General features: G+C 72.6%; 18 protein-coding genes. 7 read left to right on the forward strand and 11 right to left on the reverse strand.

From position 1 onward, the window contains the following. The first annotated feature begins 235 nt into the window (after positions 1 to 235). The 6 genes from ABD714_RS09105 (at position 236) to ABD714_RS09130 (ending at position 5,979) form a co-directional block, all read left to right on the forward strand. Positions 236 to 1,321, forward strand: a complete 1,086-nt coding sequence (locus ABD714_RS09105; protein WP_344812002.1) for an S-(hydroxymethyl)mycothiol dehydrogenase — start codon at positions 236 to 238, stop codon at positions 1,319 to 1,321. Then, positions 1,318 to 1,983 (forward strand): MBL fold metallo-hydrolase, encoded by a 666-nt coding sequence (locus tag ABD714_RS09110; protein ID WP_425562365.1) that lies wholly within the window; start codon positions 1,318 to 1,320, stop codon positions 1,981 to 1,983. The genes ABD714_RS09105 and ABD714_RS09110 overlap by 4 nt, the downstream gene beginning before the upstream one ends. A 125-nt stretch (positions 1,984 to 2,108) precedes the next feature. Then, complete coding sequence (locus ABD714_RS09115) at positions 2,109 to 2,495, forward strand: phage holin family protein (protein ID WP_344812003.1); 387 nt, start codon at positions 2,109 to 2,111, stop codon at positions 2,493 to 2,495. Further along, positions 2,488 to 2,964 carry a low molecular weight protein-tyrosine-phosphatase gene (locus ABD714_RS09120; RefSeq protein ID WP_344812004.1) on the forward strand — a complete coding sequence of 159 codons (477 nt, stop codon included), beginning with the start codon at positions 2,488 to 2,490 and terminating at the stop codon, positions 2,962 to 2,964. Before ABD714_RS09115 ends, ABD714_RS09120 begins: the two co-directional genes overlap by 8 nt. A 239-nt stretch (positions 2,965 to 3,203) precedes the next feature. Beyond that, positions 3,204 to 4,664 carry a DUF1800 domain-containing protein gene (locus tag ABD714_RS09125; RefSeq protein WP_344812005.1) on the forward strand — a complete coding sequence of 487 codons (1,461 nt, stop codon included), beginning with the start codon at positions 3,204 to 3,206 and terminating at the stop codon, positions 4,662 to 4,664. A 13-nt stretch (positions 4,665 to 4,677) separates the two neighbouring features. Then, positions 4,678 to 5,979 (forward strand): DUF1501 domain-containing protein, encoded by a 1,302-nt coding sequence (locus ABD714_RS09130; protein ID WP_344812006.1) that lies wholly within the window; start codon positions 4,678 to 4,680, stop codon positions 5,977 to 5,979. A 75-nt stretch (positions 5,980 to 6,054) separates the two neighbouring features. Here ABD714_RS09130 and ABD714_RS09135 read toward each other — a convergent pair whose 3' ends face one another. From ABD714_RS09135 to ABD714_RS09145, 3 genes are all read right to left on the reverse strand, one after another. Further along, on the reverse strand, positions 6,055 to 7,446 hold the full coding sequence (locus tag ABD714_RS09135) for a HAMP domain-containing sensor histidine kinase (RefSeq protein WP_344812007.1): 1,392 nt from the start codon (positions 7,444 to 7,446) through the stop codon (positions 6,055 to 6,057). After that, positions 7,443 to 8,117 (reverse strand): response regulator transcription factor, encoded by a 675-nt coding sequence (locus ABD714_RS09140; protein ID WP_344812008.1) that lies wholly within the window; start codon positions 8,115 to 8,117, stop codon positions 7,443 to 7,445. The genes ABD714_RS09135 and ABD714_RS09140 overlap by 4 nt, the downstream gene beginning before the upstream one ends. Before the next feature lie 172 nt (positions 8,118 to 8,289). Then, positions 8,290 to 9,546, reverse strand: a complete 1,257-nt coding sequence (locus tag ABD714_RS09145; RefSeq protein WP_344812009.1) for an arginine deiminase — start codon at positions 9,544 to 9,546, stop codon at positions 8,290 to 8,292. Between the two features lie 173 nt (positions 9,547 to 9,719). Between ABD714_RS09145 and ABD714_RS09150 the strand changes: the two genes are divergently transcribed. Continuing rightward, the gene (locus tag ABD714_RS09150; RefSeq protein ID WP_344812010.1) at positions 9,720 to 11,282 is read left to right on the forward strand and encodes an amidohydrolase; all 1,563 of its coding nucleotides are present in this window, start codon (positions 9,720 to 9,722) and stop codon (positions 11,280 to 11,282) included. A gap of 34 nt (positions 11,283 to 11,316) precedes the next feature. Here ABD714_RS09150 and ABD714_RS09155 read toward each other — a convergent pair whose 3' ends face one another. From ABD714_RS09155 to ABD714_RS09190, 8 genes are all read right to left on the reverse strand, one after another. Further along, positions 11,317 to 11,604, reverse strand: coding sequence for a DUF1905 domain-containing protein (locus tag ABD714_RS09155; protein WP_344812011.1), 288 nt, complete (start codon positions 11,602 to 11,604; stop codon positions 11,317 to 11,319). Positions 11,605 to 11,635: 31 nt separating this feature from the next. Further along, a complete protein-coding gene (locus ABD714_RS09160) occupies positions 11,636 to 11,956 on the reverse strand; it encodes a putative quinol monooxygenase (RefSeq protein ID WP_344812012.1) in 321 nt (106 codons plus the stop codon). Between the two features lie 141 nt (positions 11,957 to 12,097). Continuing rightward, entirely contained in the window at positions 12,098 to 12,859 is a 762-nt protein-coding gene (locus ABD714_RS09165; RefSeq protein ID WP_344812013.1) for an SDR family oxidoreductase, read from the reverse strand. A gap of 84 nt (positions 12,860 to 12,943) precedes the next feature. Further along, positions 12,944 to 13,846: an RNA polymerase sigma-70 factor gene (locus ABD714_RS09170; RefSeq protein WP_344812014.1), complete on the reverse strand. Its 903-nt coding sequence runs from the start codon at positions 13,844 to 13,846 to the stop codon at positions 12,944 to 12,946. Between the two features lie 76 nt (positions 13,847 to 13,922). Further along, positions 13,923 to 15,335 (reverse strand): cytochrome b, encoded by a 1,413-nt coding sequence (locus tag ABD714_RS09175; RefSeq protein WP_344812015.1) that lies wholly within the window; start codon positions 15,333 to 15,335, stop codon positions 13,923 to 13,925. Positions 15,336 to 15,338: 3 nt separating this feature from the next. Beyond that, entirely contained in the window at positions 15,339 to 16,661 is a 1,323-nt protein-coding gene (locus ABD714_RS09180; RefSeq protein WP_344812016.1) for an NAD(P)/FAD-dependent oxidoreductase, read from the reverse strand. A 202-nt stretch (positions 16,662 to 16,863) separates the two neighbouring features. Next, positions 16,864 to 17,574, reverse strand: coding sequence for an alpha/beta fold hydrolase (locus ABD714_RS09185; protein WP_344812017.1), 711 nt, complete (start codon positions 17,572 to 17,574; stop codon positions 16,864 to 16,866). A 61-nt stretch (positions 17,575 to 17,635) separates the two neighbouring features. Then, positions 17,636 to 18,136 (reverse strand): DUF3995 domain-containing protein, encoded by a 501-nt coding sequence (locus ABD714_RS09190; RefSeq protein WP_344812018.1) that lies wholly within the window; start codon positions 18,134 to 18,136, stop codon positions 17,636 to 17,638. Between the last annotated feature and the right edge of the window lie 3 nt (positions 18,137 to 18,139).

Consider the following 18,139-nt stretch of genomic DNA (forward strand, 5'->3'; position numbering starts at 1 on the left):
CGACAGTCCCCAGGTATTCCTGAGAGGTGGCTGGTTGTACCGCTTCAGAGTACTTAGTTAGCGAGGCTAAACGCGAGTCGATTGTCGATCGGATCCGCCGATCCGGGGCGCCGAGCCCGTACGGAGCCGTCGGTGACTCTCACTACGATGGCGAACCACACCGTCCCGACAGACGATCCGATCACGCAGCCGCCGGCCGACGACACCGTTCACGGCCCGCATCCAGGAGGACAACGTGCCGCAGCAGGTCCAGGGAGTCATCTCGCGCAGCAAGGACGCACCCGTCGAGCTGGTGACCATCAACGTCCCCGATCCCGGGCCCGGCGAGGCGGTGGTCAAGGTCCAGGCCTGCGGGGTGTGCCACACCGACCTGCACTACGTCCAGGGCGGGATCGGCGACGACTACCCGTACCTGCTCGGGCACGAGGCCGCCGGGATCGTCGAGTCCGTCGGCGAGGGCGTGGCGGACCTGGAGCCCGGCGACTACGTCATCCTGAACTGGCGGGCGGTCTGCGGCACCTGCCGGGCCTGCAAGCGCGGCCGCCCCTGGTACTGCTTCAACACGTTCAACGCGACCCAGAAGATGACGCTCGAGGACGGCACCGAGCTCTCGGCGGCGCTCGGCATCGGCGCCTTCATCGACAAGACGCTGGTGGCGGCCGGCCAGTGCACCAAGGTCGACCCGGCGGCGGAACCCGAGGTGGCCGGGCTGCTCGGCTGCGGGGTGATGGCCGGGCTCGGAGCGGCCATCAACACCGGCAACGTCGGCCGGGGCGACTCGGTGGCCGTGATCGGCTGCGGTGGGGTCGGCGTGGCCGCCATCGCCGGCGCCCGGCTGGCCGGAGCGGCGACCATCATCGCCGTCGACATCGACGAGCGGAAGCTGGCCAAGGCGACCGAGCTGGGCGCCACCCACACGATCAACTCCAAGGACACCGACGCCGTCGAGGGCATCCAGGCCCTGACCGACGGCAACGGCGCGGACGTGGTGATCGACGCGGTGGGCCGGCCTGAGACCTACAAGCAGGCCTTCTACGCCCGCGATCTGGCCGGCACCGTGGTGCTGGTCGGGGTGCCGACGCCGCAGATGCAGCTGGAGCTGCCGCTGCTGGACGTGTTCGGCCGCGGCGGCTCCCTCAAGTCTTCCTGGTACGGCGACTGCCTGCCCAGCCGGGACTTCCCGCTGCTGATCGACCTCTACCGGCAGGGCCGGCTGCCGCTGGACGCCTTCGTCACCGAGACCATCGGCATCGGCGAGGTGGACGTCGCGTTCGAGAAGATGCACGGCGGCGAGGTCCTCCGGTCGGTGGTGGTCCTGTGAGCTCCAGAGAACTCGGCGACGGGGACGACGGCCGCAGCGACGGCGACGACGACCGGAGCCGCGCCCGGATCGACCACACCATCACCTCGGGCACCTTCTCGCTGGACGGTCAGACCTTCGACGTCGACAACAACGTATGGGTGGTCGGCGACGACGAGGAGTGCGTGGTCATCGACGCCCCGCACGACGTGGGCGAGATCCTCGAGCTGGTCGGCGAGCGCCGGGTCATCGCGGTCCTCTGCACCCACGCGCACGACGACCACGTACGGTTCGCGCCCGAGCTGGGCCACGCGGTGGAGGCGCCGGTGCTGCTGCACCCGGCCGATCTCCCGGTGTGGCGACTGACCCACGCCGACCCGCCGGACGGCGACCTGGCCGACGGGCAGCAGATCCCGATCGCCGACATCGCGCTGGAGGTCCTGCACACCCCCGGGCACGCTCCCGGGGCGGTCTGCTTCTACTCCCCCGACCTCGGCGTGGTCTTCACCGGCGACACCTTGTTCAACGGCGGACCCGGAGCCACCGGACGGTCCTTCAGCGACCACGACCTGATCGTCGCCTCGATCAAGGACCGGCTGATGAGCCTGCCCGGCGACACGGTGGTCAAGACCGGCCACGGGGACGACACCACCATCGACGCCGAACGCGGCCACCTGGACTGACCTGACTCGGCGGGCTCGCCCGAACGGCCGTGGTGGGCTGGCTCGCAGCCGACGGCGGGTCACCCGGGTGATCCCCGGGTGACACCTGACCGGCTCGGCGGCGGCTGCGTGGAAGGATCTCCGACATGGGTTTCCTTCTCCGGCTGGGGGCCAACATGGCCGCTCTCGCCGTCGCCACCTGGATCTTCAGCGGCATCAGCCTGAGCGGGTCGGACACGACCTCCAAGGTGCTGACCCTGCTGGTGGTCGCGCTGATCTTCGGGGTCGTCAACGCGATCCTGAAGCCGATCTTCCAGATCGTCACCATCCCCCTCGTGCTGCTGACCCTCGGCCTGTTCCTGATCGTCATCAACGCGTTGATGCTCCTGCTGACGTCCTGGCTCGCCGGTCTGCTGAACGTCGGGTGGCAGGTCGACGGGTTCTGGACGGCCGTCGGTGGCGCCATCGTGGTGTCGATCGTCAGCTTCATCGTCAACGGCATCCTCGGCACGAAGAAGCGCGAGAATGCCTGACGGCGGCGCCCGGAGCGTCGTCTTCGTCTGCTGGGGCAACATCTGCCGCTCCCCCATGGCGGAGCGGGTCGCCGAGAGGCTGGCCGCCGAACGCGGACTGGACGACGTCGTGTTCACCAGCGCCGCGACCAGCCGGGAGGAGATCGGCGCCCCGATCGACGACCGAGCTGTCGAGGTGCTGCGGCGGCACGGCTACCGGACCGACGGTCACGCCGCCCACCAGATCACCCGCTCCGAGATCGAGGACGCCGACCTGGTGCTGGCTATGGAAGACATCCACCTGACCAAGATGCGGGCCGTCGCCCCGGGCGCGGACAACCTCCGGCTGCTGACCGAGTTCGACCCCGACGCCACGCCCGGACAGGGCATCGACGACCCCTGGTACGGCCCCGAAGCGGGTTTCGAGCGGACCCTCGCCTCGGTCGAGGCCGCCATCCCGGGCCTGCTCGACCACCTCGACGGCCGGTAGGCCTCAGCGCTCCCCGGCCCCTGGCCTCCTCCCCCCGATCCCGCTCCCCCATCCCGTACGTCTGCTCGGGTTTGTCGGTCTTGCTCGGGCTATAGATCGAGCAGAACCGACAAACCCGAGCAGCTCCGATTGCGGACGATGCTTCGGGGTGGGCGCCGGCGCGACGGGTGACCTGTCGGGTTCCTGTGGGAAGCTCCGATTCGCTTTCCGTCCGTACGCCCGCGGTCGACCCTGAGGTCATGGCAGAGCTCACCGAGGCGGAATCCGTACGCCGACTGGTCGACCGCTTCGGTTTCGGGGCGGGCGGCGATGCCCTGGCCGACCTGCAGGCGGCCGGGTACGCAGCCGCCGTCGACGCCCTGCTGGCGCCGAACGGTCCCGACGCCGGCGCCGCGGCCACCCCGATCCCCCGGCTGACGCCACCGGACCGCCCCGAGCGGACGAAGAAGCGCAAAGCCGGAAGAACGGGCGAGACCGCACCGTCGGACGACCCGACCGAAGCGGACCAGGAGTCCGGGACGACCGCGGACCGAGCCGAGCGGAAGGTCTACCGGCAGGCGCTCAAGGCGCAGCAGCTCACCGCGACCCGGTGGTGGCTCGACCGGATGGTGCGCGTCCAGCAGCCGACCCGGGAGAAGCTGACCTGGTTCTGGCACCGTCACTTCGCCACCAGCGCGCAGAAGGTGCGGGTGGCCGGCCTGATGCTGAACCAGAACGAGACCCTCCGCAGCCACGCTCTCGAGACGTTCGGGCCGCTGGCCCAGGCGATGATCGTCGACCCGGCGATGCTGATCTGGCTGGACGGCAACGACAACACCGCCAAGGCCCCGAACGAGAACCTGGCCCGGGAGTTCATGGAGCTGTTCGCTCTCGGCCACGGCCAGTTCTCCGAGGCCGACGTCAAGGAGGCCGCCCGCGCCCTGACCGGGTGGAAGGTGAACCGGCAGACCGGCGCGGCCCAGCTGCGGCCGAAGCAGCACGACGACGGCAGCAAGACAGTTCTCGGTCGCACCGGTGATCTCACCGCCGAGCAGCTGGTCGACGCCCTGCTCGGCCAGCCCGCCTCCGCGACCTTCGTGATCGGCCGACTGTGGTTCCGGCTGGTCGGGCCCCAGCCGCCGTCGGACGCCACCCGCGACCGGCTCCTCGCCGCGTACGGGACCGAGCGCGATCTGACCGCCACGCTGCGGGCGATCGCGGCCGCCCCTGAGCTGCGGGACCCGGCGACGTCGCTGGTCAAGCAGCCGGTCGAGTGGGTGGTCGGCACGGCCCGCGCCCTCGGGGTGGTCCCGTCGAGCCTGCCCGCCCCGGCCCGGAAGAAGGCGTCGAAGAAGCCGGACGGAACCGACGAGACCGGGGCCGAGAAGACCGGGACAACCCGCCTGATCGCCGGTCTGCGCGGCCTCGGTCAGGTCCCGTTCCGACCGCCGAGCGTGGGCGGCTGGCCCGCCGGCGGGGCCTGGCTCACCACCGCCGCCGCGGCGAGCCGGCTCAGCCTGGCCCGGCTCCTGGCCGGCGCGGCCGATCTCACGGAGGTCGACTCCACCTCGACCCGCAACCGTACGGAGGCGATCCGGCGCCTGCTCGGCGTCGACGCCTTCTCGGCCCGGACCGCCGACGCGATCGCCGCGGTCGCCGACCGCCCCGCCGACGCCGTCGCCCTGGCGGCCGTCTCCCCCGAGTACGTCGTCTCCCGCTGAAGGACACCCTCTTATGACCAAGATCAGGATGACCGAGAACCGGCCCGCGGGCCCGATCAGCACCCGGGTCAGCCCCGTCACCCGCCGCCGTTTCCTGGCCTTCTCCGGGGTGGCGGCCGCTGGCGCCCTGGCCGTCGGCGCCACCCGGATCCACTGGACCGACCTGGTCGCGGCGGCGGAGCGTACGCCCTTGGATCCGGCTGCGGGCGTGCTCGTGATGGTCACCTTGTACGGCGGCAACGACGGGCTCAACACGGTCGTGCCGGCCAGCGACGCTGTCTACTCGTCGGCGCGGTCCGGGCTGGCGTACCGGCCCGACGAGGTCCTGGACCTGGGCGAGGGGCTCGGGCTCAACCCGGGGATGACCGGGCTGCACAAGCTGTGGGGCAGCCAGGAGCTGGCCGTCCTGCGCGGCGTCGGCTACCCGAAGCCGGACCGCAGCCACTTCCGGTCGATGGCGATCTGGCAGACCGCCGCGCCGACCGAGGCCGCCACCACCGGGTGGCTCGGCCGCTGGCTGGACGCCACCACCACCGACCCCCTGCTGGCGGTCTCGCTCGACACCCTGATCCCGCCGATGCTGGCCGGCGCGACGATCGCCGGCGCCTCCCTGCCGATCGGCGGGATCAAGCTGCCGCGGACCGCCCTGGGCCGCTCCCTGGGTCTGCTCGGCCGCTCGGATCCGGCGGACGGGGTGTGGCAGGCCCGGGCCGCGACGTCGATCGCCGACCTCGGCGCGGTCCAGAGGACCCTCGAACCGGCGGTCAGGCCACCCGACCAGACCCCGGACCCGGACGAGGACGAGAACGCCCAGGGCGCCTCGGCCGGAGGGCAGAGCGAGCTCGGCCGCCAGCTCGACCTGGTCGCCTCCCTGATCGAGCTGGGGGTGCCGACCCGGGTCTACTCGGTGTCGCTGGGCGGGTTCGACACGCACTCCGACGAGCGCGGCACCCAGCAGCGGCTGCTCACCGAGCTCGACCGCGCCCTGTCCACCTTCCAGGCCCGGTTGGCCACCACCGACCGCGGCCGTCAGGTCGTCACCACCGTCTACTCCGAGTTCGGCCGGCGGGTCACCGCGAACGCCAGCGACGGCACCGACCACGGCACGGCCGGACCGGTGTTCGTCCTCGGCCGCGGGGTCACCGGTGGCTTCCACGGCACCGAGCCGAGTCTGACCGACCTCGATGACGGCGATCTCCGGGCGGGACTGGACTTCCGGTCCGTGTACGCCAGCCTGCTCGGCTCGGTGCTGGGGGCCGAGCCAGGGCCGGTGCTGGACGGCTGGGAGCAGCGGGTGGACGGCCTGTTCGCCTGACCCACCCCGCTGACGCCCCCTTTCACTCACCCACGCACCCTCCGCAACGGGGGCGTCGCGCAGTGAAAGAGGGCGTCAGCGGTTGGTGGGGTGGGGTGGAAGGGTCTGGGTGGCATCCGGCTCGGCGGTGCCCGGCCCGAGGGCGGGCAGGGTCAGTCGGAACAGGGCGCCCCCACCGGGCGGCGGTTCCAGGCAGCGAACATCTCCACCGTGGGCACGGGCGTAGCCGCGGGCGATGGCCAGCCCGAGCCCGGAGCCGCCCGCCGGCTGGGAGCGATCGGCGTCGAGCCGGACCAGCCGCTCGAAGACGCGTTCGCGGTCGGCCTCGGGCACGCCCGGCCCCGAATCGAGCACGTCGACGCAGACGCCGTCAGCCCGTGCGTGCACCGTGAGGGTGACCTCCCCGGTCGGACCGGCGGCCCGGACGGCGTTGTCCAGCAGGTTGCCGATGGTGCCGGCCACCTGCTCGGGATCTGCCAGCACCGTGACCCCGGTCCCGGCGCCCGAACCGGCCAACGTCCCTCGTACGGCCGGGTGGGTCACGGCGAGGCGAGCCAGCTCCTCCGCCGCCACCACAGCCAGGTCCGTCGGCACCCGTGGCCGGACCGGGTCCCCCGCGTCGAGCCGGGCGACGGCCAGCAGGTCGGCGACCAACCGACCCGTACGGCTCGCCTCCCGGACGACCAGCGCCTCCAGCTGCTGCCGGTCCTCCGGCGTCAGCGAGGGCCCGGCGTGCAGCAACGACTCGGCCGCGGCGCGCATCCCGGTCACCGGGGTCCGCAGCTCGTGGGCGGCGTCGGCCAGGAACCGGCGGCTGCGTTCGTCGGCCAGCCTGGCCCGCGCCTCGGCGCCCTCCAGCTCGTCGAGCATCTCGTCCAGCGCCGCCGCGGTCTGGCCGATCTCGGTGTCGGTCCGGTCGGGCCGCAACCTCTCTCCGCGCTGCCCCGCGGTGATCCGGCGGGCCAGCCCGGACACCCCGGCCAGCGGTCGGAGCGACCAGCGCACGATGACCGTGAGCAGCGCGGCACTGATCAGCAGAGCAGCCAGCGACGCCGTCACCAGCACGCGGCGCAGCCGATCCCGGGCCTGATCGACCAGAGTGGTGTCGACGGCGACGGTCAGCGTGGCGCCCGCGACGCGACCGGTGCCGTTCAGGGTGGCCGAGACGGTCCGGGTCCGCGGCCCGGCGGTGACCCCGGTGCCGTACAGCATCCCGTTCCGGGTCTGCAGGGTCGCCGTCACACCCTCGGTGCTGACCCGGTTGACGATCTGCTGGGGTCCCACGCCGGCCCGGGCGAGCTGGCGACCGAGCTGGACCCGGCCGGCCAGGGTCGACTCCAGCGCACGTTCGGACTGTCCGACGAAGACCGTCTGGACGGCGATCCCCAGCGCCGTCAGCACGACTGCCAGCACGGCGATCACCGCCAGGGTCACCCTGGCGCGCAGGGAGATCGGACCGGTCCTCACCCGGTCGCCGAGAGCCGGTAGCCGCGTCCGCGGACGGTGTGCAGGACCCGGTCCTGTCCCTGGGCCTCGAGCTTGCGACGCAGGGTCGAGACGTTGACCTCGACCAGGTTGTCGGCGAACCCGTCGTACCCCCACACGGCGGTGAGGATCTGGGTCTTGCTGACGACCTGCTCCCGGTGACCGACGAGGTACGCGAGCACCCGCCGCTCCGTCTCGGTCAGCTGGACGGGGTGGTCAGCCGATGACACCCGGACCAGGTCGTCGTCCAGCTCCAGCGCACCCACCCGGACCGTGCCACCGGCCGGTCGGCTGCGGCGCAGCACCGCTGCGACCCGCGCCACCAGCTCGACCATGGCGAACGGCTTGACCAGGTAGTCGTCGGCCCCCGACCCCAGACCGCGGACCCGGTCCGCCGTCGTGTCGCGGGCGGTCAGCATGATCACCGCGGCGTCGCCCGTCCGGCCGATGACCTCCAGCAGCTCGAAGCCGTCACGGCCGGGCAGCATCACGTCGAGCACCACCACATCGGGTGCGGTCTGCCCGAGCACCGCCTCCAGATCACGGCCGTCGGGACGCTCGGTGACCTCGTACCCCTGCCCGCGCAGCACCGCGGCGACCGACAGGCGGATGGCGTCGGAGTCCTCCACCACCAGGATCCGGGACGCCGCCATGCGCGTCATTGTGCCTCGCGGCGCCGACCCGTGCCCGAGCTCTTCAGCCAACCCACAGGCAGCAGGCCCACCCCAGCGCTGCTCGGGTTCGTCGGGTCTGCTCGGTCTATAGATCGAGCAGACCCGACAAACCCGAGCAGATCCGGCGGTGGGGCGTGCGGCGGAGGGCGGGTCAGTACGAGACGGCGTCGCGGATCAGCGGGCAGGTCATGCAGTGGCCGCCGCCACGACCGCGACCGAGCTCGGCGCCGTCGATGGTGATCACCTCGACGCCGGCCTGCCGGAGGAGCGTGTTGGTGTAGGTGTTCCGGTCGTACGCGTAGACGACGCCCGGCTCGATGGCGACCAGGTTGTTCCCGCTGTCCCACTGCTGACGCTGGACGTCGTAGCGGCTGCCACCGGTCTCCACCACCCGCAGCTTCGGCAGCCCGAGGGCCTGGGCGACGACGTCGGTGAACGGCTTGGGCTCCTCGACCACCTCGACGCCCGGATCGGTGTCGGAGGGGTAGAGCGTGAAGGTGTGGATGCCGTCGACGATGTCGGGGTAGCTGGTCACGCAATCGACGTCGGCGAAGGTGAAGACAGTGTCCAGGTGCATGGCGGCCCGCAGCTTCGGCATCCCGGCCACGATCACCTTGTCCGCCGCGCCCTGCTCGAAGAGCCGTACGGCGACCTGGGTGATCGCCTGCCGGGACGTGCGCTCGCTCATCCCGATCAGCACCACCCCGTTGCCGGGCACCAGCACGTCCCCGCCCTCCAGCGTGGCCAGGCCCCAGTCGACCTCCGGGTCGCCCCACCAGACCTGCGCGCCGACGAAATCGGGGTGGAACCCGTAGATCGCCTTCATCAGCAGCGTCTCGTTCTGGCGGGCCGGCCAGAACAGCGGGTTCAGGGTCACGCCGCCGTAGATCCAGCAGCTGGTGTCGCGGGTGTACAGCGTGTTGGGCAGCGGCGGCAGCAGGTACTCGGTCACGCCACCCGACTCCCGGGCCAGGGCGAGGTAGCCGGGACGGAGGTCGGCAGGCAGGTCGTGGGTGGACATGCCGCCGATCAGGTAGCGGGCCAGCTCCTGCGGGCTGAGCGCGTCGAGGAAGGCCCGGGTGTCGGTGACCAGCCCGATCCCGACCTGGTTGGCCGTGATCCTCCGGTCCAGCAGCCAGGCGCGCCCGGTGGGCAGCGCCAGCGTCTCGGCCAGCACGTCGTGCAGCTCGAGCACCTCGACGCCGCGCTCGGTCATCGAGGTCATGAAGTCCGCGTGGTCACGGGTGGCCTTGTCGACCCACAGGACGTCGTCGAACAGCAGGTCGTCACAGTTGGTGGGCGTCAGCCGCTCGTGGGCCAGCCCGGGTGCGCAGACCAGCACCTTGCGGAGCTTCCCGACCTCGGAGTCGACCCGGTGGGCGGAAGCGGTCTGCGGCGTCTCGGTCATGCCGCCGATCCTGCCTCAGCCCCCCTCGGCGCCGCTCACCGACCTGAGGTCGGCGTCGTCGAGGAGCCCTTGCCGAAGCCCGGGTGTGGAATCGTCACCGTCATCGGTGAGGATCGTTCCCTGGTGGGCAGAACGGCTGTCGGTTCTCGAGAGCAGCACGCAGAGGAGAGAGAGTGACCGGAACCTCGGCCCCTTCAGCCGGCACCCTGGTCCGTCGAGCGCGGCTGGTCGAGGTCGGCGGTGTGTCGGTCCCCTCCGGGGCCGAGCCGGTCGACCTGCTCATCACCGGCGGCCGCGTGTCCGCCGTCGCCCCGCACCTGGACCCCGGAGACGCCTTCGCCGACGGCGACGGCGACGTCCGGGTGATCGACGCGGCCGGTCGCTGGGCCATCCCGGGGCTGTGGGACGCGCACGTGCACCTGCGCCAGTGGGCCCAGACCCGCACCCGGCTGGACGTCGGGGCGGCTCGCTCGGCGGCGGACGTCGCCGCGCTGGTGCGGGCCCACGCCGCGACCCTGCCCGCCCCGGACACGGTGATCTTCGGCTACGGCTACCGCTCGGCCGTCTGGCCCGAGCCGCCGACGGTCGCCCTGCTCGACGCGGCGGCCGGCGACCACCCGGTGATCCTGACCAGCGGCGACGCACACAACGGCTGGCTGAGCTCGGCCGCGTTCCGGCTGCTCGGCGTGGCGCCGGCCGAGGGGGCGCTGGCGGAGAACCCGTGGTTCGCGCTGATGCCGGCGGTCACCGAGCTGGCCGGTCGGCTGACCGACGACGCCGCAGCCATCGCGCGGGCGGTGGCCGACGCGGCCGCCCACGGCGTGGTCGGCATCACCGACTTCGAGCTGGCGTACGGGTACCGCGACTGGCCGGAGCGGTTCGCCCGGGGGGTCGACCAGCTGCGCGTGCGCCCGGCGGTCTATCCCGACGGCCTGGACGCCGTCATCGCGGCCGGTCTGCGGACCGGTGACCCTCTGGCCGGCACCGGGGGCCTGGTCACCATGGGGCCGCTGAAGATCATCTCCGACGGTTCCCTCAACACCCGCACCGCTCACTGCTGCCAGCCGTACGCCGACGCCGCCCCCGACGACACGCAGGCCGCCGGTCTCCCCAACTACGACCTGGCCGAGCTGGTCGCGCTGCTGACCCGGGCGCACGACCACGGGCTGGAGGTGGCCCTGCACGCCATCGGGGATGCCGCCGTCGCCACCGCGCTGACCGCCTTCGAGCAGGCCTCGGCCCGGGGCGGGATCGAGCACGCCCAGCTGATCCGGGCTGCCGACGTCCCCCGGCTGGCGGCACTGGGGCTCCGGGCCAGCGTGCAGCCCGCGCACCTCTGGGACGACCGGGATGTCACAGCGGTGTGCTGGCCCGACCGGTCCGACCGCTGCTTCCCGTTCCGGTCGCTACGCGACGCCGGAGTGGACCTCGCCCTGGGCTCCGACGCGCCCGTCGCACCGCTCGACCCCTGGCTCGCCCTGGCCGCCGCGGTGCACCGCAGCGCCGACGGCCGGGAACCCTGGAACGCGGCGGAGTCGCTGAGTGTCGGCGAGGCACTGGCGGCCAGCACCGACGGGCAGACGACCCTGGCGCTCGGTGGTCGTGGCGATCTGGTGCTGCTCGACGACGACCCGTGCCGGCAGGTGGGCGACAGCGCGGCGGTGGCCCGACACCTGCGCTCGCGCACCGTGGCCGCGACGCTGGTGGCCGGTCGGCCGACGCATCTCGCCCTCTGACCGGCCGGGCCCTGGGGCCGGTGCCCCGACCGGGTCAGCCGGCGACCGCCAGCTCGACCGAGACCACGTCTCCCTCGTCGACGCCCTCGGCCCGGCGGACGGCGACCTTGACCGGCAGCAGGAAGCCGCCGTCCTTCGGGAACAGCGAGGTGGTGAACTCGGTGTCGCCGATCGTCGCGGTGGCCGGGATGCAGCCCCAGCCGTACGTCAGCTCGTTGGCCACCGGAGTGAGGTCGTCCAGCACCTCCTCGGTCAGGGCCACGAAGTAGAACGGCGCCGGGCCACGCCAGTAGATCACCGGCCCCTCGAAGGTCCACTCCATCCCGTTCTCCCTTCCCGCGCTGGGCACAGCCTCAGTCGACCTGCATCTCCCCCATCGCGTCCCAGCCGTCGCCGTCGACCTGGCGGCTGACGATCTTCGGGGTGTGGGCCAGCCCCGGCGGGAGGTCGATCACGGCCTGTCGGAAGTGCTCGCTGGTGACGTGCGGACCGGCTCCGTCGTCGGTGAAGGCCTCGACCAGGATGAACTCGTTCGGGTCCTCGACGCTGCGCGACCACTCGAACCACAGGTTGCCGGGCTCGGCCCGGGTGGCTTCGGTGAACGGCGTGACCCGCTCCATCCAGGTGTCGGCGTGCTCCGGCTTGACCGGGAACTTGACCACGATGAAGTACATCGACCGATCCTCTCTGCGGACCCCGGCGGTGGGCGCCGCTCGCTCCGCGATCGTAGAGCCCACCGACCGGCGACCCGCAGACGGTCCGGCGCGTGCCAGCCGCCGGGAAGTCGCCCGTCGGTAGGCAGTTCCGGTCGGCGGTCAGCTCGCCCGGCGGCTGCCCGTCGAACCGAGCCAGGTGCCGTACGCGGCGGGCGCGATCCAGGCGTCGGCCCCCGGGGCGGGGATCAGCTGGTCGTCGATCTCGGCGCCGAAGTAGGTGGCGTGCGGATCGGTGAGCACCGCCCTCCCGTCACCGGTGGTGGCGAAGAGCCGGCGGACGAGCTCGTCGATGCCGAGCGGCTCGGGACCGGCGATCTCCACGGTGGCGTTCTGCGCCGGTCCGGCGACGACCTCGGCCAGGTGGGTCACCACGTCGCTGGAGGCGATCGGCTGCAGCCGGCCGGGGGTGGCGTGGACCGTGTCCCCGACGGTGGCCGCGTCGGCGATGCCGGGGACGAACTCGAAGAACTGGGTGGACCGGACGATCGTGAAGGGAAGCGGACCGGACTGCACCAGCTGCTCCTGGGCGACCTTGGCCCGCAGGTAGCCGGCGTCGGGCAGCAGGTCGGCGCCGACGATGGACAAGATCACGTGGTGGCCGACCCCGGCGGCGCGTCCGGCGGCCAGCAGATGCGTGCTGGAGTCGCGGAAGAAGGCGAGGACGTCGTCGTCGGCCCAGGACGGGGAGTTGGTGAGATCGACCACGACCTCGGCGCCGACCAGGACGCGGTCCAGACCCTCACCGGTGGTGGTGTCGATCCCGTCCCCTCGACCGAGCGCGGACACGTCGTGACCGGCGTCAGCGAGACGGGTGGCGAGCTGGCTGCCGATCAGTCCGTTGCCGATGATCACGATCTTCATGGGTGCTCCTCCGGTGGTGGGTTCACTACCAGGACCGGACAGGCGACGCGGTTGTGACACCCCCGGCCGCCGGGCCCGAGGCGTTCAGCCGAAGCGGTTCGCGGACCTCAGGAAGGCGGCGATCTTGGTCGGGTTCAGCTGCCACTGCAGCTGGTCGATGCCCTCCGCGGAGGCCCTCAGCGTGAGCAGACCCAGGGGCGTGTCGCCGGAGAGGATGAGGACACCGACCTGGCCGTTGGCGTCGACCCACTCGGTGCGGGCGCCCGGCCAGAAGCGCGGCTGGAAGGCCACCAGCAGGGCGGCGACGCGACGGCGTCCGACCACCGGCACCCGGGCGGCCTGGCGGGCGCCGTTGCCGTCGGTGTAGCTGACCACGTCCGCGGCGAGCAGTCGCTCCAGGGCTTCCAGGTCACCGCTCTGGGCGGCCCGCAGGAACGCCTCGAGCAGCTGCCGGTGGGTGGCCGGGTCGACCGGCTCGCGGTGGTCGTCGTCGAGGTGCTTGCGGGCGCGGCTGACCAGCTGCCGCGCGTTCGCCTGCCCGGTCTGCAGGATGTCGGCGATCTCGGCGTACGCGTAGCCGAACGACTCGCGCAGGATGTAGGCGGCCCGCTCCGTCGGGGTCAGCTTCTCCAGCAGGAACAGCACGGCGAGCTCGACCGCCTGGTCGCGCTCGGCCCCGATGGTGGGGTCGGCGCTGGTGTCGACGGGTTCGGGCAGCCACGGGCCGATGTAGGTCTCCCGGCGGGCCCGGGCGGACTGGGCGACGTTGAGGGCCAGTCGGGTGGTCGTGGTGGCGAGGAAGGCGCCCGGGTTCTGGACGACCGTGCGGTCGGTGTTCTGCCACCGCAGCCAGGCGTCCTGGACCACGTCCTCGGCCTCGGTCCAGCTGCCCAGCATCCGGTAGGCGATGCCGAACAGGCGGGGCCGGACGGAGCCGAACACCTCCGCGGCGTCGACGAGCGAGCTCTCGGCAGCCGGGTCCGACACGATGGCGATGCTAGGCCATTCCCGTGGCTTCCCCGCCCGATCGGGGACGATCACCGGTGTCGCATCACGAGCGGTGTCATGGTGGCGGCGAGCCGACCAGAGCCCGCGGCTCGGTGGCCGCCGGTGCCACCTCACCGAGACCGGGCGGTGTGTTCCCGCGTGGTTCGGACAGCTCGACGTAGCCGCCGCTGGGGAGTCGGACGATCGCGCCGGTCTCGATCCCGTGACGCTCCCGCTCCGTCTCGGTGGTGCGGAGGGCGCGGCAGACCCCCACGGCGAGCAGGTAGGCGACCACCGGCCCCGCCAGCACCACGGCCCGCAGGACCCAGAGGACGCTCTCGAAGGACACCGCGAACTCGGTGGCGAGAATGTCGGCGCTCCCCGCCGCCCACAGGGCGCCGTAGAAGCTGATTCCGGCCGCCCCCAGGCCGGTGCGGACCGGGTTGTCCCGGGGTCGCTCGAGCAGCTGGTGGTCGGTCCGGTCGTCTGTCAGCCGTTCCTCCGCGTACGGCCACAGCAGGAGCAGGGTGAAGAACAGGCCGATGGCGGCCAGGGGAACGAGGAGGGCGAGGGTCCAGGTGCGGCCGGCGACGACCACCTCCCAGCCCGGGGGTACCAGCCGGAGCGCGCCGTCGAGGAAGGCGGTGTACCAGTCCGGCTGGCTGCCGGCGTACGCGTTGCCCGGCGACGACGGGCCGTAGCGCCAGACCGGGCTGATGGTCAGTGTCCCGGCCATCAGCGTGATCACCCCGAGGGTGACGGAGAACAGGCCGGCGACCCGCACTACGGCCTGCGGCCAGACCGGGAGTCCGACCACCCGGTCGGCGGTGCGCCCGGGACCCGGCAGCTGCACCGGGCCGAGCCGCCAGGCCGCGCGCAGCCGGAGCACCACCAGACCGAGGGCCACGGCCGACGCCAGCAGGTGGACGAGGTAGAGGTGCTCGATGATCCGGCCCGGGAACTCCCCACCGAACAGGACCGAGGTCAGCCAGGTTCCGACGAACGGCACGGCCAGGGTCGTCCCCTGCACGATCCGCAGACCGGTGCCGGACAGGTCGTCGTCGGGCAGGCCGTACCCGCTCCAGCCGCAGACCAGGACGACCAGGAAGGCGCCGACGGTGAGCACCCAGATCCCCCGCCGCGGGCGGCGGAAGGCGGCGGTGAAGAACGCGCCGGCCAGCTGCAGCAGCAACGAGGCCGGCAGCAGCAGGGCGGCCCAGTGGTGGGCCTGCCGGAGGAGCAGGCCCCCGGGCACGTCGAAGGACAGCCACAGCGTCGACGCGAACGCGCGCGACATCGCCGTCCCCCGCAGCAGGGCATAGCTGCCGCCGTAGGTGATCAGGTCACCGGAGGCGTCGTAGAACACCATCAAGATCACGCCGGTGATCAGCAGCGCGACGAAGCAGCCGGCCGACACGGTCCCCCACAGCAGCGACCAGGTGGTCGGCTGGACCCGACGCCGCCACCGGGCCGTCCGCCGGGTGACCACGGGTCACCGCTCCGACTGCGCGGCCTGGGCGGCGACGAAGGCGTCGCGGGGGTGCTGGACCGACTGCAACGAGACGATGTCGCGACCGAAGACCAGCGGCGGCAGCCAGCCGAGCAGCACGCGGATCTTGCGCTCCCAGGTGGGCACGGCCAGGGCGTGGTAGCCGCGGTGCATCACCCAGGCCGGGAAGCCCTTGACGACCACCGGGCCGGACTGGAAGATCCCCCGTCCCAGACCGAGGGTGGCGACGACGCCCAGGTTGTGGTGCACGTACGGCTTCGGGTCCCGGCCGCGCAGGGTGGCCACGATGTTGCGAGCCAGCAGCCGACCCTGCCGGACGGCGTGCTGGGCGTTCGGCACCGTCAGCGCTCCCGGCCGGTTGACGCTGAGGTCGGGCACGGCGGCGTTGTCACCGGCGGCCCAGGCGTCGGCCACCGGCTCCTCGGCGGTCCCGATCCGCAGATCGGGACGGACCACGACCTGACCGCGCGCGTTCACCGGCAGGTCGGTGTGGGTGGCCACCACCGGGTTGGCCGCGTTGCCGGCCGTCCAGACGATCAACCCGGAGTCGAACTCGTCCCCGTCCGACAGCACCACGTGACCGTCCTCGGCGGACAGCAGGAAGGTGTTCAGGTGGACCCGCCCGCCGCGTCGCTGCAGGGAGCGGACCACCCACTCCCCCGGTTGCTGCGACACCTCCGGCAGGATCCGGCCGCTGGCCTCGACCAGGTGGAACCGCAGGTCCTCGAAGCCGAGCCCGGGATAGCGGTCCAGCAGCGACGTGGCCAGGGACAGCAGCTCGCCGAAGCCCTCCACGCCCGTGAACCCGCCGCCCACCACCGTCACGGTGAGCAGCCGCTGACGCTCGGGACCGGCCGGCAGCCCGGACGCCCGGTCGAAGGCGACCAGCAACCGGTCCCGGACGGCCACCGCCTCCTCGACGTGCTTCAACCCGATGCCGTGGCCGGCGACGCCCGCAATGGGCAGGGTGCGGGTCACCGCTCCGGCCGTCACCACGATCACGTCGTAGGTCACGGTGAGCTCGTCGTCAGGGGTCCTCACGTACGCCGTCCGCGCGGCGTGGTCGATCGACGTCACCGAGCCGGCGATGATCGTGGTCCGGTGCAGGTGGCTGCGGAGCGAGACCGCCGCGAACCGGGCCTCGACCGAGCCGGCCGCCACCTCGGGGAGGAACGGCTGATAGGTCATGTACGGCCGCGGGTCGATCACCGTCACCTCGGCTTCGCCCGGCTTCAGCCGGCGTTCCAGCCCCCACGCCGTGTAGAACCCCGCGTACCCGCCACCGACCACCAGCACCTTGACCATGGATCCTCCTCCTGTTGCCTCTCACCCACAGGACCGTCCGAGCACGGGATCTGTGACAGGCAGACGCTGTGACCCCGGCCACGACCCGGCCGACGGTGCGTCGAACGCAGCTCGACCTGGCCGGATCCGCCCCGACACGCCGGTCAAGTGCGCAGGTCGAGCTGCGGATGACGCACGGACGATCGAGAGGCCGCCTCCGGCGTCACCCCCGGGCAGCCTCCACGCAGGCCCGGGTGACCGTAGCGGTCCAGGTCGGCGGGTGGGTCGACCAGAAGTCGTGCGGCACCCCGGGCACCGTCGAGAAGCTCCCGCCCGGCACCAGGGCGGCGAGCTGCCGGAGGGGCCAGCTGGGCCGGATGTCGTCGCCGGCCGCGATGAAGTGCATCGGCGTACGGCAGTCCGCCAGACCGCGCCACAGGTCGGGGTGCTGGATCCACTCCCGGAAGGAGGCACCCAGCGAGCCGTGGACCTCCCGGCTCCAGGCGATCTCGACCGCCGGCTCGGACTCCTTGCCGGCTTCGTAGACCTCCGACCAGGAGCGGTCCCGCTGCGGTCCCCTGCCGGCGATGCCGACGACGGCCGCGACGGCGTCGGGGTGCTCGACGGCGTACCGGACGGCCAGGTCGGAACCCCACGAGTGCCCCAGCACGACCCAGCGCCGGACACCCAGGTGCCGTCGGATCGCCTCGAGGTCCGCAAGGGCCTGCTCCATCGTGTGGGCCCCGCCGCCGGAGCGCCCGACACCCCGCGGCTCGGGATACCAGACCCGGAAGCCGTCGGGCGCGAGGGCGTCGTCCTCCAGGTACTGCACGCAACCCGGTCCGCCGGTCAGCACGAGGACGTCGGGACCCTCGCCGGTCGCGCCGACGTGGAGCCGGGTGCCGTCGGCGACGGTGATCATCAGCGAGCGCACGCCTGAGCGTAACCACCCGCCCGGGCGCACGGGCGGGGTCAGCGACCCGAGGAGCTCGGGGTCAGCGATCCCGCGGCTCGCCCGTCCGGCTGAGGGCCAGGGAGACGACCAGGGCCGCCCCCCACAGGGCGAACAGCGGGTCCCACAGGAAGGCGTGACCGATCATGGCCGGCCGGTCGAAGCCGCCGTCGGGGGTGATCAGACCCGCCAGCACCGCCCCACTGACCACGACGTTCACGCCGCCGTACAGGATCAGGAAGCCGCCACCGACCCAGCTCACCGCCCGCAAGAGCGGGCGCCAGGGCAGTCGTCCGTACGCCACCAGGACGGGCACGACGGCCGCCACCGCCTTGACCAGGGCGACGGCGCCGAGCCCGAGGGCCGCGGCGGTCGGCGAGTCGTCCCGCAGACCGACCGCCCAGGCGCCGACGGTGCGCAGGAGCCAGTCGCCGCCGATCGCCCAGTACGCGCTGAAAGCCGCATGGACCAGGCCGAAGGCGGCCGCGGCCCCCACCGCCAGCAGGCTGAGCCTGGCCCGACCCGGGTCGATCGCCGGTCGCACCCG

The sequence above is a fragment of the Microlunatus aurantiacus genome, from assembly GCF_039536605.1.
Taxonomy (GTDB): domain Bacteria; phylum Actinomycetota; class Actinomycetes; order Propionibacteriales; family Propionibacteriaceae; genus Microlunatus; species Microlunatus aurantiacus.